Raw genomic sequence first — 16,680 nt, forward strand, 5'->3', positions numbered from 1 at the left:
AAGAGGGCAGGCCTGTGACGGATGAGCCGCTCGGTAGCCATGTGCTGGAACTGCAGGTGACCGAGGTCGTCGAGGAGACCGCCGACGCCCGCTCGCTGGTGTTCGCGATTCCGGACGGGAGTGACATTCCCGCAGACCGGCTTCGCTACGCGCCCGGCCAGTTCCTGACGCTGCGGGTGCCCAGCGAGCGGACCGGTTCGGTGGCCCGTTGTTACTCGCTGTCGAGTGCGCCGACCATCGACAAACACCTCACGGTCACCGTCAAGAGAACTGCCGACGGCTACGCCTCGAACTGGTTGTGCGACAACGCCCACGCCGGGATGCGGATGCATGTGCTGGCCCCTTCGGGCACCTTCGTGCCCAAGAACCTGGACACCGATCTGCTGCTGCTGGCCGCCGGCAGCGGGATCACGCCGATGATGGCGATCTGCAAATCCGCACTCGCCGAGGGCAGCGGAAAGATCGTGCTGGTCTACGCCAACCGCGACGAGAACTCGGTGATCTTCGCCGCCGCACTCCGGGAGCTGGCGTCCGCACACCCGGACCGGTTGACGGTCATCCACTGGCTGGAGACCGTGCAGGGCCTGCCCAGCACGGACGCGCTGGCCACCCTGCTACGCCCCTTCGCCGCGCACGAGGCGTTCATCTGCGGGCCCGGCCCGTTCATGGCGGCCGCCGAGGCCGCGTTGAAGACCGTCGACGCGAAGCACATCCACATCGAGGTCTTCAAGTCCCTGGACTCCGACCCCTTCGCCGAGGTCGTCATCGAGATCGACGAGGACGACGACCGCGGGCCGGCGCAGGCCATCGTCGAACTCGACGGCACCACCCATGAGATCGAGTGGCCGCGCAAGGCAAAGCTGCTCGACGTCCTGCTCAACAAGGGACTCGACGCTCCCTTCTCCTGCCGCGAGGGCCACTGCGGAGCCTGCGCGGTGCTGATGCGCAAGGGCGATGTGGACATGGAGATCAACGACGTGCTCGAACCGTCCGATCTCGACGAGGGGCTGATCCTGGCGTGCCAGGCGCTGCCCGCGTCGGATTCGGTGGAAGTCACCTACGACGAATAGCGCTCGGGCTAACATTCGCCCGGACCGGGAGGAACTGCCGTGAAGAGGATTCTGGGAGTGGCCGCGGCCGTCTGCGCCACCGCCGCGCTGACCGGTCCCGCTGTCGCGGGTGCCGCGACGAACACCGGTATGTCGTCGATACCGGCGCCGGGCGGCACGCTCGAACTGCACGCCACCGCCGACTGCGTGCAGGCGCAGGGACGGTGCTTCTTCAACACGCAGATGAACCTGCTCACCCCGCAGGGCCCCATCGGCTTCCCCCAGGAGTTCTGGGCGCGCCAGACCATCACCCTGCGCAGCACCGACCGCAGCGTCTTTCAGGAAGTGAGTTACAGCGCACCGACGGGCGCACCGCCGGAGACCAAGGGCGCCAACATCAACAACGTGCTGTCCCGGTCCTTCAAGGCGGTCAGCGGTAACGAGATCTCGGTCACCTACTTCGGCGGCGGACCCCTGGAGCGCTTCCGCACCGACGGTGTCGCCGTGCAAACCGACTGGGCCACCGGCAAACCCACCACCGAAGCCGGCTTCGTCGTGTGCTCGAACGTTCAGGTGGTCTACTCCGGGGTGAACTTCACCACCCCGGCGGCGTGCGCGCAGACCACCTTCAGCTGACCCGCGGCGGCGACATGGCACCCACCGACCGGTTCCGTGCCCGCAAGCAACCCCGACAGCAGCGTTCGGCCCAGACCCGCCGCGTCATCCTCGACGCGGCGGCCCGCGTTTTCGGCGAGCACGGCTACGCCGCCGGCACCACGAACCGCATCGCGGCGGCGGCGGGTGTGTCCATCGGCTCGCTGTACCAGTACTTTCCGAACAAGGACGCCATCCTCGCCGCGCTGAGCGACGCTCACATCGACGCCGGCACCACCCTGCTGGCCGACCGGCTGCGCGACGGCCTACCCGAGGCGCTCGACGATCTGGTGCGGCTGTTCGTGCGCGCCGCCATCGACAACCACCGCGAGGACCCCGCGCTGCACCGAGTCCTCTTCGAGGAGGCGCCCCGTTCGGCGGCGCTGCTGGCCCGGCTGCGCGACACCGAGGCGCGTGGTGTCGCGGGTGTCACCGAACTGCTGCGCCGCCACCCCGAAGTCCGGGTCGCCGATCCGGAATTCGCGGCCCGGCTGACCGTCGCCACCGTCGAATCGCTGGTGCACCGACTCATCGTGGCTCCGGTCGATCCCGCCCAACTGGAGGACGAGGTGGTCCGGCTGCTGACGGGGTACCTGACGGCTAACGCGGCAGTCCCAGCAGCCGCTCCCCCGCCAGCGTGAGCAGGATCTGCTCGGTGCCGCCGGCGATGGACAGGCAGCGGGTGTTCAGGAAGTAGCGCACGTCCGGGGAATCGACGATGCCCGCACCGTCCAGGAAGTCCATCACCGTCTCGGCCAGGCCCTGGCGGTAGCGCACCCCGATCAGCTTGCGCACGCTCGACGGCGCACCCGGATCGTTTCCACCGACGGCCAGCCGCGCGATCAACTGATCCAGCAGCGAACCGACCTGTGCGGCAATGATCAACGTACCCAGTCGATCGGCCTCCGCGCCGTCGAGCGCGCGGTCGCCGATCACGTCGAGCAGGTGCTCCATCCCCTTGTCCAGCGCCCCGCCGGTGGCGATCGCGACGCGCTCATTGGCCAGGGTGGTGCGGGCCAGCGGCCATCCGCCGTCGACCTCGCCGACCACCAGCTCGTCGGGCACGAACAGGTCGTCGAAGAACACCTCGTTGAAGAGGGCCTCTCCGGTGATCTCACGCAGCGGGCGGATATCGATGCCGGGCGAGTTCATCTCCACCAGAAAGTAGGTGATGCCCTTGTGTTTCGGCACATCGGGGTTGGTGCGGGCCAGGCAGATGCCCCAGTTCGCGCGGTGCGCGTTCGAGGTCCACACCTTCTGGCCGGTCAGACTCCAACCGGCCTTGCCATCCCGCTCGGCGCGAACGGCCTTGGTGCGCAACGCAGCCAGGTCCGAACCGGCGCCCGGCTCGGAGAACAGCTGGCACCAGTACACGTCGCCGGTGAGGGTGCCGGGGATGAACCGGTCGATCAGTTCCGGGGTGCCCGCCGCCAGGATGGTCGGCGCGGCCCACCAGCCGATCGAGATGTCCGGGCGCGCCACCCCGGCCGCATTCAGTTCCTCGTCGATGACCAGTTGCTCGGCGGGCGTCGCGTCCCGGCCGTAGGGCTTGGGCCAGTGCGGCGCCAGCAGCCCCGACTCGGCCAGTGCACGCTGGCGCTCTTCCTCGGGCAGCTCGGCGATCTTCGCTGCGGCAGCGGCGATCTCGGAACGAAAGAGGTCCGCGTCGACGATGCTGTCTTCGATATCCACGTGCAGTTGCCTGCGCACACCGGCACGGGTCAGTTCCACGGTGCGGCGCAGCCACCGGGACTGCCCGCCCAGGAACTGCGCGACGGCGTAGGCCCGACGCATGTACAGGTGCGCGTCGTGCTCCCAGGTGATGCCGATACCGCCGAGCACCTGGATGCAGTCCCTGGCGTTCTTCTTTGCGGCATCGATGCCGATGGACGCGGCGACCGCGGCGGCGATCGACAGCTGTTCGGCGTCATCGCCGGAAGCAGCGGCCGCGGCGTCGGCGGCCGCGACGGCGGCCTGCTGGCTGCGCAGCAGCATCTCGGCGCACATGTGCTTGACGGCCTGGAAGCTGCCGATCGGCTTGCCGAACTGCTCACGCACCTTCGCGTACTCGTTGGCGGTGTCCAGCAGCCAGCGGGCCAGCCCGGCCGCCTCGGCCGCCAGCACCGTGGCGATCAGATCGGTGACCCGCTGCCCGGAGGCGCCGATCACCTGGGCGGGGGCGCCGGCGAGCACCACCCGGGCCAGCGGGCGGGAAAAATCGGTGGCCTCCAACGGTTCGACCGTGACGCCGTCGGCGGCGGCATCCACCAGCAACCAACCGTCCGAGGCCGGCAACACGAGGACACCCGCCGGGTCCGCGCCCAGGACGAACGCCGCGATACCCGTCGCGGTGCCCGCATCGAAGGCGATATCGGACGCCAGGGCGATACCCGCGCTGCGCTCGCCGCCGGCCAGTGCCTCCAGCACGGCCGGATCGTCGACCACCAGGGTGGCCAGCGCGGTGGTGGCCAGCGGACCGGGCACCAGGGCGGCGGCGGCCTCATCGACCATGGCCAGCAGATCGGCGATGGTGCTACCCGCCCCGCCGAACTCCTCGGGGACCGCCACACCGAATGCCCCTAGTTGGGCGAAAGCGGTGTACGGGGCCCGCCAGGCATCGGGTTCACCGAGCTCCACCTTGCGGGTCGCCTCGATCGCTCCGGAGCTCCCGGCCCAGCTACGGACCAGCTCACGGGCCGCGAACTCATCGGATGTGTCGGCCTGCACTGACAACACGGACACCGGCGACTCCTAGCCTTTGGGTGAGAAGACTCCGCTTCCCACTAGAACGTGTTCTAATAGTGCCAGCGTGCGGACGTCAAGTCGACCATGGCCACGGCCGCCACGCGCCGTTGTGATCTCCGAGCGGGGAGGTGAGCGATCAACAGTCGGCATGCGTATCGTTTTCCCCCTAAGCGCATCACGAAGGAGTTGTCCGCCACATGTCGTCGCCTGCACAACCCGGATCGGGTTCTGACTCACCACGTCAGGTGATGGCCGTGGCCGTTCTCTCCGAATCCGAGCTCGGCTCCGAAGCGCAGCGCGAACGCCGCAAGCGCATCCTGGACGCCACCCTGGCCATCGCCTCCAAGGGTGGCTACGAGGCCGTCCAGATGCGGGCCGTCGCCGAGCGCGCCGATGTCGCCGTCGGGACCCTGTACCGCTACTTCCCGTCCAAGGTGCACCTGCTGGTGTCCGCACTGGGCCGGGAGTTCGAACGCATCGACGCCAAGACCGACCGCGCCACCCTGACCGGCGGCACCCCGTACGAGCGGCTCAACATCATGGTGGGCAGGCTGAACCGGTCGATGCAGCGCAACCCGCTGCTCACCGAGGCCATGACCCGCGCCTTCGTCTTCGCCGACGCGTCGGCCGCCGGCGAGGTCGATCATGTCGGCAAGCTGATGGATTCCATGTTCGCCCGCGCGATGAGCGAGGGCGAACCCACCGAGGACCAGTACCACATCGCCCGCGTCATCTCCGATGTGTGGCTGTCCAACCTGCTGGCCTGGCTGACCCGGCGCGCGTCGGCCACCGACGTGGCCAAACGGCTCGACCTGGCGGTCCGGCTGCTCATCGGCGACGGAGAACAACCTAAGGTGTGAGGGGTGCTTGACCCCGATCTGCAGCGCGCCCTCGCCGCCGCTGCGTCCACCCCGCGCCTGCTGGTCACCTCCGATTTCGACGGCACCCTCGCGCCGATCGTGAACAACCCCGCCGATGCCCGGCCGCTGCCGGCGGCCGCGGCCGCGCTCGAAGCACTGGCCGCCCTGCCCGATACCGTCGCGGCCCTGATCTCCGGGCGGGCGCTGGGCGTGTTGCGCGAGCTGTCCGGAATGTCGGGCGCGGTGCAGGCGGTCGGTAGCCACGGCGCGGAATTCGAGACCGGCGGGCTGGAGCGCAGCGACTCGGGGAATGTGTCCGGTTTCGCCCACGAGATCGACACCGCACTGCTGGGCCGAATCATCGATGAGCTCAACGCCATTGCCGCGGGCCGTCCCGGGGTGACCGTCGAGACCAAACCCGCCAGCGTGGCGCTGCACGTGCGCAACGCGTCGGACTCCGACGCTGCGGCCGCCCTGGCCCTGGCCACCGCGGCCGCCGAGTCCTGGGACGCCCACACCACCGCAGGAAAGGCGGTGCTGGAGTTCGCGGTGATCGTGACCGACAAGGGCGAAGCCATCGACATCCTGCGGAACCGTTGTGCGGCAACGGCAGTGGTCTTCCTCGGCGATGACGTCACCGACGAGAAGGCCTTCCGGCGGATGCGCGACGGCGATGTCGGCATCAAGATCGGGCCCGGCGACACCCTGGCCGGTCACCGGGTCGACAGCCCCGCCGATGTGGCGGCGGTGCTGCAGTACCTGGCCGATGCCCGATTGCCAGATCAGCAAGATTGATTGCCGATCGGTCCGCCGGCGACGCATCCTGGACCCATGACCGAGACGCCGACACACGCCCTGTTCGACGAGTGGGACGAGCGCTACAACTCCTTCCTGGACCAGCTACCGGAACTGCGCCCCAACCCCGTCGTCATCACCGAGATCACCGGCCGCCCAACGGGTTCGGCACTCGATATCGGTTGCGGCATGGGCGCCGACGCGGTGTGGCTGGCCGGCCAGGGCTGGGATGTCACCGCCCTCGACGTCTCCCAGGTGGCCCTGGACCGGGCCGCCGCGGCCGCGGATCAGGCGGGGGTCACGGTGACCTGGATGCGGTCCCGACTGGAGGACCTGGACGTGCCCGAAGGCGGTTACGACCTCGTCACCGCGCACTACCCGGCGCTGCTGCACTCCCCGGGGCGAGACGCCGAGCGGGCACTGCTGGCCGCCGTCGCGCCGGGTGGTCTGCTGCTGGTGGTGCACCATGCCGATATCGACGTCGAGCTGGCCAAATCGCACGGATTCGATCCGGCGGTCTATCTGTTGCACGACGATGTGGTCGCCCTGCTGGGCACGGACTGGGAGGTCACCGTCGACCGTCGACGCCTACGGGACGTGCCTGCCGGCCCGGACGGGCAGCACACCCACGATGACGTGGTGCTGGCCCGGCGCACGCGCTAGGCCGGTGGACCGGAGGTCCGCCCCCGTACGACCTCGGTGGCGAGCACCTCGACGACCGGCAGACCCGAGCGCGGCGGGTTGTGCAGCAGATCGCCCGCGCGCCGGCCCTTCTCCATGCTCGGCTGGATGACCGTCGTCAAGCCGCGCGCCAGCGCCTCGGGCACGCCGTCGAAACCGGTCACCGTGAGCTGGCCCGGCACGAAGATGCCGTGCGCGCGTAAATAGTCCATGGCCGAGACTGCCAGCACGTCAGCGGTGCACATCAGCGCGGTGATGCGCGGATTGGCGGCCAGTGCCACCTCCGCAGCCGCACCACCGGACTGCGGCAGATGTTCGTAGCTCTCCACCACGGTCACCGATGCCGGATCCAGTCCGGCCGCTCTCATCGCGTCGTACACACCGTGCACCCGCTCGCGCTGGACATGGAAATGCGGTGAGTTCAGTCGCTGCGGGTCAGCGACCATCGGCTTGGCGCTCGCATGCGGCCATTCCCGCCCCAGCCGCATCGTCAGCAGGCCGATCTCACGATGGCCAAGTCCCACAACGTGTTCAGCCAGCTCGCGCATCGCCGCGCGATCATCGATGCAGACCCGCGATGCACCGGGGACATCCCCGGGTTGATCGACGACCACCATCGGCAGCTGGCGCTGCAGCAGAACCGGCAGGTAGGGGTCGTCATCGGAGGCCGAGTAGACCACGAATCCGTCGACACCCGCCGAGAGCACGGCCGCCGACCCGTCATCGACGCTGCGGTTGGGACCGGCCGCGACCAGCAGCAGACCCTGCCCGGCCTCCTCGCACGATTCGGCAAGTCCGGCAACAAAATCCAGGGCCGCCGGATCGCTGAACGCATAGTTCAGCGGCTCGGTGATCATCAGGCCCACCGCGCCGGCCTTACGGGTGCGCAGCGAACGCGCCACCGGGTCCGGGCCCGGGTATCCCAAATCCTTTGCCGCGGCGAGCACCCGCTCACGCAGATCGGCCGACAACTGATCCGGCCGGTTGTAGGCATTGGAGATGGTGGTGCGGGAAACGTTGAGTTCGGCAGCCAACGATGCCAGCGTCGCGCGCCTGCGCGGCGCCGGACTTCTGGACATGCCTCATGAGGCTAGCGGACGACGGCACCGATCCGGTTACCCGACCACACCGCGAGCCAGATGGCGCACGCAATGGTCACGATGACGAAGCTCGGCGGCATGTTGAAAACCGCCGACACCGCCAGGCCCGCCCACACCGAGAGCAAGCTGATCACCGTCGAGATCGCCATCGCGGCCAGCGGTCGCGCGGTCAGCATGATCGCGGTCGCGGCCGGCGTGACGACGAGAGCGAACAGCAGCAGGGTACCGACGGCCTGCACGGCCATCGTGACGGAAAGTCCGAGCAGTGCCATGAAGACGATGGACAGGGCCCGCACCGGCACGCCCTTGGCCTCGGCGACCTGAGCGTTGACCGAGGCGAACAGCAAGGGGCGGTACACGATTGCGACGGTTGCGGCGATCACCAACAGCAGTGCGGTGAAGGTCAGCAGCTGTTGATGGGTGATCGCCAGCAGATTTCCGAACAGCACGTTGGTCAGCGTCGACGAGTTCTTGGTGGCCAGCGAGTTGAAGAACAGCCCGAACCCGGTCGCCAGCGCCAACACGGTGCCGGTGGTGACCTCGCGGTCACCGGCGCGCTTGCCCATCGCCCCGATCACCAGCGCTCCGCCGATACAGAACACGCCCAGCCCGAGCACCACCGGAAGGCCGAGCAGCGCCGCACCGGTTGCCCCCGGCAGGCCGATGTGGGCCAGCGCGTGCGCGGCGAACGCGGTGTTGCGCACGATGATGAAATAGCCGATCAGCCCGGCAGCCAGGGCGACCAGGGTGCCGCCGATCAAGGCGTTGCGCATGAACGCCGAGGTCAGGATCTGCCACCAGTTCTCCTGATAGCCGAGCGCGAGATAAACCTGCGCGGTGCCGCCCGGCATCTACCCGCTCCTCATGTACAGCTGGCCCTGCAGGGTATTGGCGACCTGGACCTTGGTGCCGTAGAGGTGGGTCAGCAGGTCCGCGTCGACCACCTGATCGATGGCGGCGTGGTGGGCGTGCCCGTCGAGCAGGTACACCGCACTGTCCAGGACCGACAGCAGCGGGTTCAGATCATGGGCGACAACGAGAATGGTCACGTCGTATTGGGAGTTCAGCCGGGAGAGCAGCTGGACGATCTCGTGCTGGTTGCGCAGGTCGAGCGCGGCCAGCGGCTCGTCGAGGATGAGCAGCCGCGGATGGGACACCAGGGCATTGGCCAGGGCGATGCGTTGACGCTGGCCGCCGGACAGCTCGGACACCCGCCGGTCGGCGAACTCGACGGCCTCGACGGCCTGCAACGCCTCGGTGACCCGGGCCCGGTCGGCCGCGGTGTCACGGTGCACCCCCCACCGGCGGCCGGTGAGCCCGAGCATCACGGCGTCACGCGCCCGGATCGCCTCGCCGGCACCGGCCACGTAGTCCTGCGGCACATACCCGATGGCATCGTTGTTCGCCCCGGGCCGCCCGCCGAGCACCTGCACCGATCCGGATGCCACCGGCAGCAGGCCGAGGACCACCTGCAGCAGCGTCGACTTGCCCGAGCCGTTGGATCCGATCACAGCCACGATGCCGCCGGCGGGGATCGCGAAGGTGCCTTCCGACCAGATCAGCCGGCCGCCACGGACGACGCTGACATCCTCGAAGACAAGCGCGTTATCTGACACCGAGCGCCTCGGCAAGGGCGGTGAGTTGATCCACCTGCCAAGCCTCGAACGTCGGCGCGCCCGGCGCTACCGTTTCGGTCACATCGACCACCGGAACCCCGGCGGACTCGGCGGCGGCGCGCAGCTGTTGGGGCACCGAGCCCTCGGTCTGGGTGTTGTAGATCAGCACGTCGACGCCGCGATCCGACAGCAGCCGCAGGAAGGCGTCGAGGTCGGCCGGCGAGGGATCGGACTCGTTCGACGCAGCGACCTGGTAGCCCGGCGGGGTGCGGTTGGCCAGCCCGACTTCGGCGGCCATATCGTCGAACAGGCTCTCGGTGGCGGCGTAGCTCTTGCCGGTGGCGCCGGCCTTGATCTCGGCGATGAGATCGCGGTACGGCTGCAACGCCGCAGTGAACTCGGTGTTGCGGGCGCTGAAGTATTCGCCTGCGGCCGGGGCGAGTTCGGTGAGTTCGGCGGTCACCGCAGTGGCGACATCGGTGACCGCGATCGGGCTGTACCAGGCGTGCGGGTTGGCACCGTCACCGTGCCCTTCGTGACCAGGCTCCTCGTGACCAGGCTCCTCGTGACCGGGCTCCTCGTGACCGGGCTCCTCGTGCACCTCGTGATCGTGGCCCTCGTGATCGCCGGCGAGGATCGTCATCGCATCGACGACCGGCGCATCCGGGGCGGTGCTCTCGGCGAGCTTGGCGGCCCATTCGTCATAGTGGCCGCCGTTGATCACGACCAGCTGGGCACCCTCGAAGGCCGCCGCATCCGAGGGAGTCGGTTCGAAATCGTGCGGGTCGACCGAGGAGCCGGACAGCACCGTGGTCACATTGGCACACGACCCGGCCAGTGCCGACACGATCTTGCCCCATTGGTCGACGCTGACCACGACCTCGACGGGCTCGGTCGGGCAGTCCCCGGCCTGGGCCGCGGTCGACGCCGGAGCCGGTTCATCGCTCGTCCCGCAGGCGCTGAGAGCGAACGGAACGGCCAGGAGCAGGCCCGCGGCCAACGCGCGGGACGACACAAATGTGATCACGCCGATAACGATAACCGTTTGCATTAATTAACGCCGCATCGGAGGATGCTTTATTGATAATCATTTTCAATAAGGAGCATCATGACAGCCCCCACCCTGCTTCCCGTCACCGTCCTGTCCGGCTTTCTCGGAGCCGGCAAGACCACATTGCTGAACCACATCCTCACCAACCGCGAGGGCCGCCGCGTCGCGGTCATCGTCAACGATATGAGCGAGATCAACATCGACGCCGCCCTGATCGCCGGACAGGGGCACCTGGAACGGGATGATTCCCCGGGTCGCTACGCTCCTGCCCTCCGAACCGAAGAGAAGCTCGTCGAACTGACCAATGGCTGCATCTGCTGCACCCTGCGCGAGGACCTGGTCGAGGCCGTCGGCACGCTGGCCCGACAGAACCGCTTCGATCAGCTGGTCATCGAGTCGACGGGTATCTCCGAGCCGATGCCGGTGGCGGCCACCTTCGAGTGGGAGTTCGAGGACGGCTTCCAGCTGGGACAGCTCGCCACATTGGACACGATGGTGACCGTCGTCGACGCTTCCACCTTCCTGTCCGAGATCGCCAGAGGTGAATCCCTTGCCGAGCGGGACCTTTCCGCGGGTGAGGGCGACGCACGCAGCATCGCCGACCTGCTCACCGACCAGGTCGAGTTCGCGGATGTGTTGCTGCTCAACAAGACCGATCTGGTGAGCCCGGCACAACTCGACACGGTCGAAACCCTGTTGCGCCGGCTCAACCCCACCGCCAAGCTCATCAGGACCGATCACGGTGCCGTCGAGATCGGCGAGGTGCTGGGCACCGGACTCTTCGACCCGATCGCCGCGGCGCAGTCCCCCGGCTGGGACGAGGAGATTGCCGACGGGCACACACCGGAGACCGAGGAGTACGGCATCAGCTCGATGACCTTCCGGTCCGACCGGCCTTTCCACCCCCAGCGTCTGGCCGACGCGCTCGCCCAGACCACCAGAGTGCTGCGCAGCAAGGGATTCTGCTGGATCGCCAGCCGCCCCACGATCGCCGCCATCTGGTCACAGGCCGGGCCGAACCTGGTGATCGAACCGGCCCAGTACTGGTCGAACACCGAGATCACCCCCGGCCAGGAGATCGTCTTCATCGGCGTGAAACTGGACCGCGACAAGGTCCATCGCCTCTTGGACGAGGCGATTTTGACCGACGACGAAGTCGCCGAGGGGGAACAGGCCTGGCTGGCCTACTCCGACCCGCTCCCCGCCTGGGGTGTGACCCAACAACATTCACACTGACAGGGGAACCGGCCGTAGGCGGTGCCTCCGGCCGGTTCCCGAGTGGTCTCAGTGGTCGTCGTGGCCGACCGCGCCACTGAGTTCATTCGGTGTCTGTTCCAACGTCACCGATTCGGTCACGGTGCCAGCGGCCAGATCCACCAGATGAATCTGTTTGGTCGCCGGGTCGCTCACATATACCGCGTCCTCACGGGTGAACACCGCCGGGGCCGGCTGCTGCCAGTCATCAGGTTCGGTCCACGGCCCGGTCACCTCGATCGACGTGACCAGGTCGCCGGTGACCGGATCGAAGACGTGCAGCTTGCCGTCGGTCCCCAAGATGAGCGCCTCGGCCTGAGGTCCGCGCCCCAGCGAACGGAACCAGTAGCTCACACCCTCGGGAAGTGGCACCAACTTCAGCTGGTCGGTGGTGGTGTCGATGAGCGAGAACTGGTTGGGCCGCTCCATCTCGGCATCGGCGTCGACCTTCATATCGCCGAGCACCACGGGGGAGTCCTCATGTCCGCGGGTGTTGCCGATCCGGCCGTACGGGGTCGGGCTGGCGATCTTGGTGAATTCACCGTTCGCGTAGGTGAGGACACCGTTCTCGCAGCCGATGACGACGACCTCATCGGCGGCAACCGTCTCGCCGTGCACGCCCGGGCATTCCTCGTTGCGGGCGATCTCACGCTCACCTCCTTCGAGCGCCACGGCCCCGACCCGGGTGTCCGGGTTGCCGAGCGAGTGGACAAGTGTGCCGTCGGTAAGGATCACCGCAACACCGTGATGCGGTTCGGGGGTCTTCCAGTTCCGGGTCTCGGGCATGCCGCCGGCTTCCAGCGCGTGCGGATCGAAGGCGGTGATCTCGCCGGTGCCGTCGGCGAACAGCACGGTGTTCTCGCCGTGCGGGGTGACGTGGCCCGCCTCGGCACCCGGGAACGTGTCGTCGGTCAGCGTGCCACCGGCGGCGTCCAGAATGCGCCAGCCATCGCTGGTGGTGATCAGGAGGTGGCCGTGATCACCGGCGGGATTGATCCGCAGGAAACCGTCGAGCGGAATATCCTGCTTGACCTCCAAGGTCTCACCGTCGAGGACATACAGTCCGCCGTCGTAGGTGGTCACCAACGGCTCGACGATCGGCGCGCTCGGCGCCGCCGAGGCGGTACCCGAGGTCTCGGAAGTGCCCGTGCTGTCTGCACTGTCGGTGCCCGACGAACATGCTGCCAGCGCCGCCGCCGTGAACGTCGCGGCTCCGGCACGGTACAACCACCGCGGATTGGACATGATTGTTGCTCCTTCTTTTGGGGATAGTGAAATCTGCGGTTATCGCAGTCCGGTGATGATGGCGTCGGTGTTGGCGCGCATCATGTCGAGATAGGTGTCGGCCTGCGAGCCTGGCGGACTGAGGGATTCGCTGTAGAGCGGCACGATCTGCACTTGTACGCCGGCATCCTGTGCCAAGACCCGCGCCAGCTTTTCCGGCTGCGACGAGTCGACGAAGATGGCGGGCACCCGGGCGGATTGGATCGCGCCGACCAGCGACTGCAGGTCGGATGCACTCGGGGCGGCCAGTGTGGTGCCACTGGGCACCACGGCACCGATCACCTCGAAATCAAAGCGCTGCGCCAGATATCCCAGCACATGATGGTTGGTCACCAGCTTGCGCCGCTCCGTCGGGAGCGTTGCGAAACCCTGGCTCATCGTGTCGTCGAGCTGGCGCAGTTGTGCGCGATAGTTCTCGGCGTTGCGGGCGACGGCGTCGACGTCGACACCGGCGACATCGCGCACGATCGCCTCCTCGATGACATCGACGGCGGTGATCATCCGTTCCGGATCGGTCCAGAAGTGCGGGTCCGGCATGCCCGCGCTGTCGCCCTCGGCGTACTGGATCGGGTCGATGCGATCGCCGATCGCGAGCGTCGACACGCCATGCGAGGCAGCACTTTCGACATTTCGGGTGACGTTCTCTTCGAGTCCGAGACCGTTGTAGACGATGAGGCCGGCGCTGTTCATCGCGGCGGCGTCCTGCGCCGAGACTCCGAACGAGTGTGGATCGGCGTTGGGTTGCATCAGAACCCGGACCGCGGCGGCGTCCCCGACGATGTTGCGGACGACGTCGCCGAGAATGTTCGTGGTCACCACGATCTCGCCACTGCTGCCGGACCCGCCACCGCAGGCCGTGGCCAGGACGCTGATCAGAGCCGCGAGTAGTGCCAGGGCCCGCCGTGTCACCGGCCGGCCTCGACCATGAGTCCGGGCGTGACCTCGGTGCGCAGGGTGCGAGCGATGCGCAACCCATCGGCATAGTCGATCTCGTAGACCTCCTTGGCCGCCGCGTTGTTGACATAGGCGCGGTCGGAATCGAGATCGACGACCGGCTGCGGCCCCCCGGCGGGTACGCCACCGGAGATCAAGGGAATCCGCGCTGTCTCCGCACGAGTGTTGACGTCGAAGGCACTCAGAGTTCCGTCCCGGCGCAGTACCAATACGGTTCCGTCACCGGCGGTATTGGTGGCGACGGCATCCGGAACGCGGATGGGCGTCCAGGCGCGCTGCCGGCTGTCGAGCACCCACACCGTTCCCTCGGCCACCCCGGCGAACACATCGGAACGGTCCCGGTGTTCCATCTGAGCCGGATGTTGCGCCGGCGCGTCCGCGGGATAGGGCATCGCGGTGACCGTGAGATCCTTCTCGCCGCCGGTGACCCGGACCGCGCCGTTCTGACAGCCGAACACGACAGCCTTGCGGGTCGCCCTGGCCCAGGTCGGGCCGGCACATTCAGCATCGAGTTCGGTCGTACCGGCGTCACCGGTGACCTGGAGCCGACCACCGTTGCTCACGGTGACGATCCTGCTGCCATAGGGCACCACGGTCGCGGTGTCCGGTGGGACCGTCAGGCCCTCCGGGGTCTCGATCACCTTGGTGCCGAGCATTTCCCGATCGAAGAGGTCCACCGCACCGGCCTCGGACCGGACCGCCACCGTGGAGTTGCTTGCGGCCACCGCCGCGACCGGGAGATCGAGGGTCGCCACCTCGGCCGCGTCGCTGGCGAAGTAGTGGTAGTGCTCGCCATGGTCGAAGGTCCACGCGCCGGCATCCACGATGACCGTCCGCTCCCCGGCCCGCAAATAACCGAACCGACCGTCGCCGTAGAGCGCAGAAACCGCTCCGTAGGAACCGATCTGGGTCTCGATCTCGTCCACGGCCTCATACACCGACGTCGCTCCGGTGGCCGGGTCGACCAGCACCAGCTTGGTCAGCGCACCGTCGATTTCACGGGCGCCGTCCTCGATGTCCACCCCGTCGCCGGTGGAGGCCGATGAGCTCTCCGGCGGCGCCGGGGGCGCTTGCGTGCTGGAACACCCCACCGCGACGACCGCCGTGGCGGCGACAACCGCGACCGGCTTCCAGCGGTTGCGCAGCAATGCCAGCGCGGCCGAGGCGAAGAACAGCAGCACCGCCACACCGGCGATGGTCGCCCCGCCCGCTGTGCCGGCGTACCAGGAGATCAGCAGCCCGAGATAGACCGCGGCACTGCCGATCACCGCGGACAACAGCATCACCCGGGGGATGGAGCGTGCCCACATGAGCGCGGCAGCCGGCGGCGCGACGAGCAATCCGAGCACCAGAAGCGTGCCGACGACGTGGAAAGAGGCGACCATGGCCACCGCCATGAGCACGGTCAGCGCGGGAACGGCCAAATTCGGGCGCAGTCCCAGGGTGACGGCCTTGCGCGGATCGAACGTCACCGCCACGAAAGCCCGGTGGCCGGCGATGACGGCGACAACGGTCAGCAGCAGTGCCGCCGCGAGGATGACGAGATCATTCGTGCGCACCGCGAAGACGTCTCCGAACAGGAAGCCGGTGAGGTCCACCGCGAAGCTCTGTGACCGCGACACCACGACGACGCCGAGGGCAAGCATGCCGACCAGCAGCAGACCGATGCTGGTATCCGAGGCCAGCTTCGAGGAACGCCCTATTGAGGCGACCCCGAACGCCATGACCAGCGCCGCCACCAGCCCGCCGGCCATCAGGCTCACCCCCAGCAGCGCCGCGACGGCGACCCCGGGCAGCATGCCGTGCGTCATCGCCTCGCCCAGAAACACGCTGCGGCGCAGCACAACCCAGCACCCCACCAGAGAGCACAGGCAGGCGGCGATCACACCGGCCACCAGTGCCCGAAGGACCATGTCGGCCTGGAACGGGTCAATCAGCCAGTGCGTCATGCCGTACACTCTTAGCAGTAATGAATGTCATTATCAATAAGGTGACCCCGGTCACCGCCCCCATCGACGTCGCCGGCCTGGACTTCAGCTACGCCGGCGCGCCGGTCTTCCGTGGGCTCGACCTGTCCATCCCGGCGGGGATGGTGACCGCCGTCATCGGGCCCAACGGCTGCGGCAAGTCGACATTGCTCGGGCTCCTGGCGGGCGTCCAGGAACCCGACGCGGGCAGCATCCGCACCGGCACGGACAACGTCGCGTTCGCCGTGCAGCGCAGTCGGGTGACCGACTCGTTTCCGGTGACGGTGTCCGAGGCCGTGATGATGGGCCGGTGGCGGCATCTCGGACTGCTGCGCCGGCCCAAGGCTGCAGACCGGGCGGTCGTCGAGCACTGGCTGGCGACACTGGGTATCGCCGAACTGCGGCACCGCACCCTCGGCGAACTGTCCGGAGGGCAGCGGCAACGTGTGCTGCTGGCACAGGCTTTCGTCCAACAGGCACCGCTGCTCCTGCTCGATGAACCCACCACCGGATTGGATGCCGCCGCGGCGGCACAGCTGATCGCGCACCTGCGACGCCTCGCCGACGACGGCACCACCGTCATCGCGGCCACCCACGACGCCGCCCTCATACAGGCCGCCGACGGCCGACTGGACCTGGCCGGGCAAGGCGGCGCACTAGGCTGAACGCC

At 68.1% G+C, this 16,680-nt stretch carries 16 protein-coding genes; 8 read left to right on the forward strand and 8 right to left on the reverse strand.

Features of this window, described 5'->3' with window-relative positions; genetic code table 11:
- The first annotated feature begins 14 nt into the window (after positions 1-14).
- The 3 genes from C6A86_RS25470 to C6A86_RS25480 are packed head-to-tail and all read left to right on the forward strand — an operon-like array spanning position 15 to position 2,344.
- Positions 15-1,070 carry a ferredoxin--NADP reductase gene (locus C6A86_RS25470; RefSeq protein WP_105365782.1) on the forward strand — a complete coding sequence of 352 codons (1,056 nt, stop codon included), beginning with the start codon at positions 15-17 and terminating at the stop codon, positions 1,068-1,070.
- Between the two features lie 39 nt (positions 1,071-1,109).
- Complete coding sequence (locus C6A86_RS25475; RefSeq protein ID WP_105365783.1) at positions 1,110-1,685, forward strand: hypothetical protein; 576 nt, start codon at positions 1,110-1,112, stop codon at positions 1,683-1,685.
- 14 nt (positions 1,686-1,699) lie between these two features.
- Positions 1,700-2,344: a TetR/AcrR family transcriptional regulator gene (locus tag C6A86_RS25480; protein ID WP_105365814.1), complete on the forward strand. Its 645-nt coding sequence runs from the start codon at positions 1,700-1,702 to the stop codon at positions 2,342-2,344.
- Here the strand turns inward: C6A86_RS25480 and C6A86_RS25485 are convergent.
- Positions 2,304-4,445, reverse strand: coding sequence for an acyl-CoA dehydrogenase (locus C6A86_RS25485; protein ID WP_105365784.1), 2,142 nt, complete (start codon positions 4,443-4,445; stop codon positions 2,304-2,306). The genes C6A86_RS25480 and C6A86_RS25485 overlap by 41 nt on opposite strands.
- A 257-nt stretch (positions 4,446-4,702) precedes the next feature.
- Here C6A86_RS25485 and kstR point away from each other — a divergent pair, with 257 nt between their 5' ends.
- From kstR to C6A86_RS25500, 3 genes are read left to right on the forward strand one after another with little or no spacing between them, the layout of a single operon-like run.
- Entirely contained in the window at positions 4,703-5,308 is a 606-nt protein-coding gene (gene kstR, locus C6A86_RS25490; protein ID WP_199196398.1) for a cholesterol catabolism transcriptional regulator KstR, read from the forward strand.
- Between the two features lie 3 nt (positions 5,309-5,311).
- A complete protein-coding gene (gene otsB / locus C6A86_RS25495) occupies positions 5,312-6,103 on the forward strand; it encodes a trehalose-phosphatase (protein ID WP_105365786.1) in 792 nt (263 codons plus the stop codon).
- Positions 6,104-6,139: 36 nt separating this feature from the next.
- Positions 6,140-6,766 carry a bifunctional 2-polyprenyl-6-hydroxyphenol methylase/3-demethylubiquinol 3-O-methyltransferase UbiG gene (locus tag C6A86_RS25500; RefSeq protein WP_105365787.1) on the forward strand — a complete coding sequence of 209 codons (627 nt, stop codon included), beginning with the start codon at positions 6,140-6,142 and terminating at the stop codon, positions 6,764-6,766.
- On the opposite strand, the gene C6A86_RS25505 is transcribed toward C6A86_RS25500, so the two are convergent.
- From C6A86_RS25505 to C6A86_RS25520, 4 genes are read right to left on the reverse strand one after another with little or no spacing between them, the layout of a single operon-like run.
- On the reverse strand, positions 6,763-7,863 hold the full coding sequence (locus tag C6A86_RS25505) for a LacI family DNA-binding transcriptional regulator (RefSeq protein ID WP_105365788.1): 1,101 nt from the start codon (positions 7,861-7,863) through the stop codon (positions 6,763-6,765). The genes C6A86_RS25500 and C6A86_RS25505 overlap by 4 nt on opposite strands.
- 11 nt (positions 7,864-7,874) lie before the next feature.
- The gene (locus C6A86_RS25510) at positions 7,875-8,735 is read right to left on the reverse strand and encodes a metal ABC transporter permease (RefSeq protein ID WP_105365789.1); all 861 of its coding nucleotides are present in this window, start codon (positions 8,733-8,735) and stop codon (positions 7,875-7,877) included.
- Entirely contained in the window at positions 8,736-9,500 is a 765-nt protein-coding gene (locus C6A86_RS25515) for a metal ABC transporter ATP-binding protein (RefSeq protein WP_199196399.1), read from the reverse strand. It abuts the gene before it with no gap.
- A complete protein-coding gene (locus C6A86_RS25520) occupies positions 9,490-10,551 on the reverse strand; it encodes a metal ABC transporter solute-binding protein, Zn/Mn family (RefSeq protein ID WP_105365791.1) in 1,062 nt (353 codons plus the stop codon). Before C6A86_RS25520 ends, C6A86_RS25515 begins: the two co-directional genes overlap by 11 nt.
- 57 nt (positions 10,552-10,608) lie before the next feature.
- Between C6A86_RS25520 and C6A86_RS25525 the strand changes: the two genes are divergently transcribed.
- Complete coding sequence (locus C6A86_RS25525; protein ID WP_105365792.1) at positions 10,609-11,787, forward strand: GTP-binding protein; 1,179 nt, start codon at positions 10,609-10,611, stop codon at positions 11,785-11,787.
- A gap of 48 nt (positions 11,788-11,835) precedes the next feature.
- Here C6A86_RS25525 and aztD read toward each other — a convergent pair whose 3' ends face one another.
- The 3 genes from aztD to aztB are packed head-to-tail and all read right to left on the reverse strand — an operon-like array spanning position 11,836 to position 15,992.
- Positions 11,836-13,050, reverse strand: coding sequence for a zinc metallochaperone AztD (aztD, locus tag C6A86_RS25530; RefSeq protein ID WP_105365793.1), 1,215 nt, complete (start codon positions 13,048-13,050; stop codon positions 11,836-11,838).
- 39 nt (positions 13,051-13,089) lie between these two features.
- A complete protein-coding gene (gene aztC / locus C6A86_RS25535) occupies positions 13,090-13,998 on the reverse strand; it encodes a zinc ABC transporter substrate-binding protein AztC (RefSeq protein ID WP_105365794.1) in 909 nt (302 codons plus the stop codon).
- Entirely contained in the window at positions 13,995-15,992 is a 1,998-nt protein-coding gene (aztB, locus tag C6A86_RS25540; RefSeq protein ID WP_105365815.1) for a zinc ABC transporter permease AztB, read from the reverse strand. The genes aztC and aztB overlap by 4 nt, the downstream gene beginning before the upstream one ends.
- Positions 15,993-16,033: 41 nt before the next feature.
- On the opposite strand from aztB, the gene aztA reads away from it, so the two are divergent.
- Positions 16,034-16,675, forward strand: coding sequence for a zinc ABC transporter ATP-binding protein AztA (gene aztA / locus C6A86_RS25545; RefSeq protein ID WP_233213217.1), 642 nt, complete (start codon positions 16,034-16,036; stop codon positions 16,673-16,675).
- Positions 16,676-16,680 lie beyond the last annotated feature (5 nt).

This window comes from Mycobacterium sp. ITM-2016-00316 (genome assembly GCF_002968335.2).
GTDB lineage: Bacteria > Actinomycetota > Actinomycetes > Mycobacteriales > Mycobacteriaceae > Mycobacterium.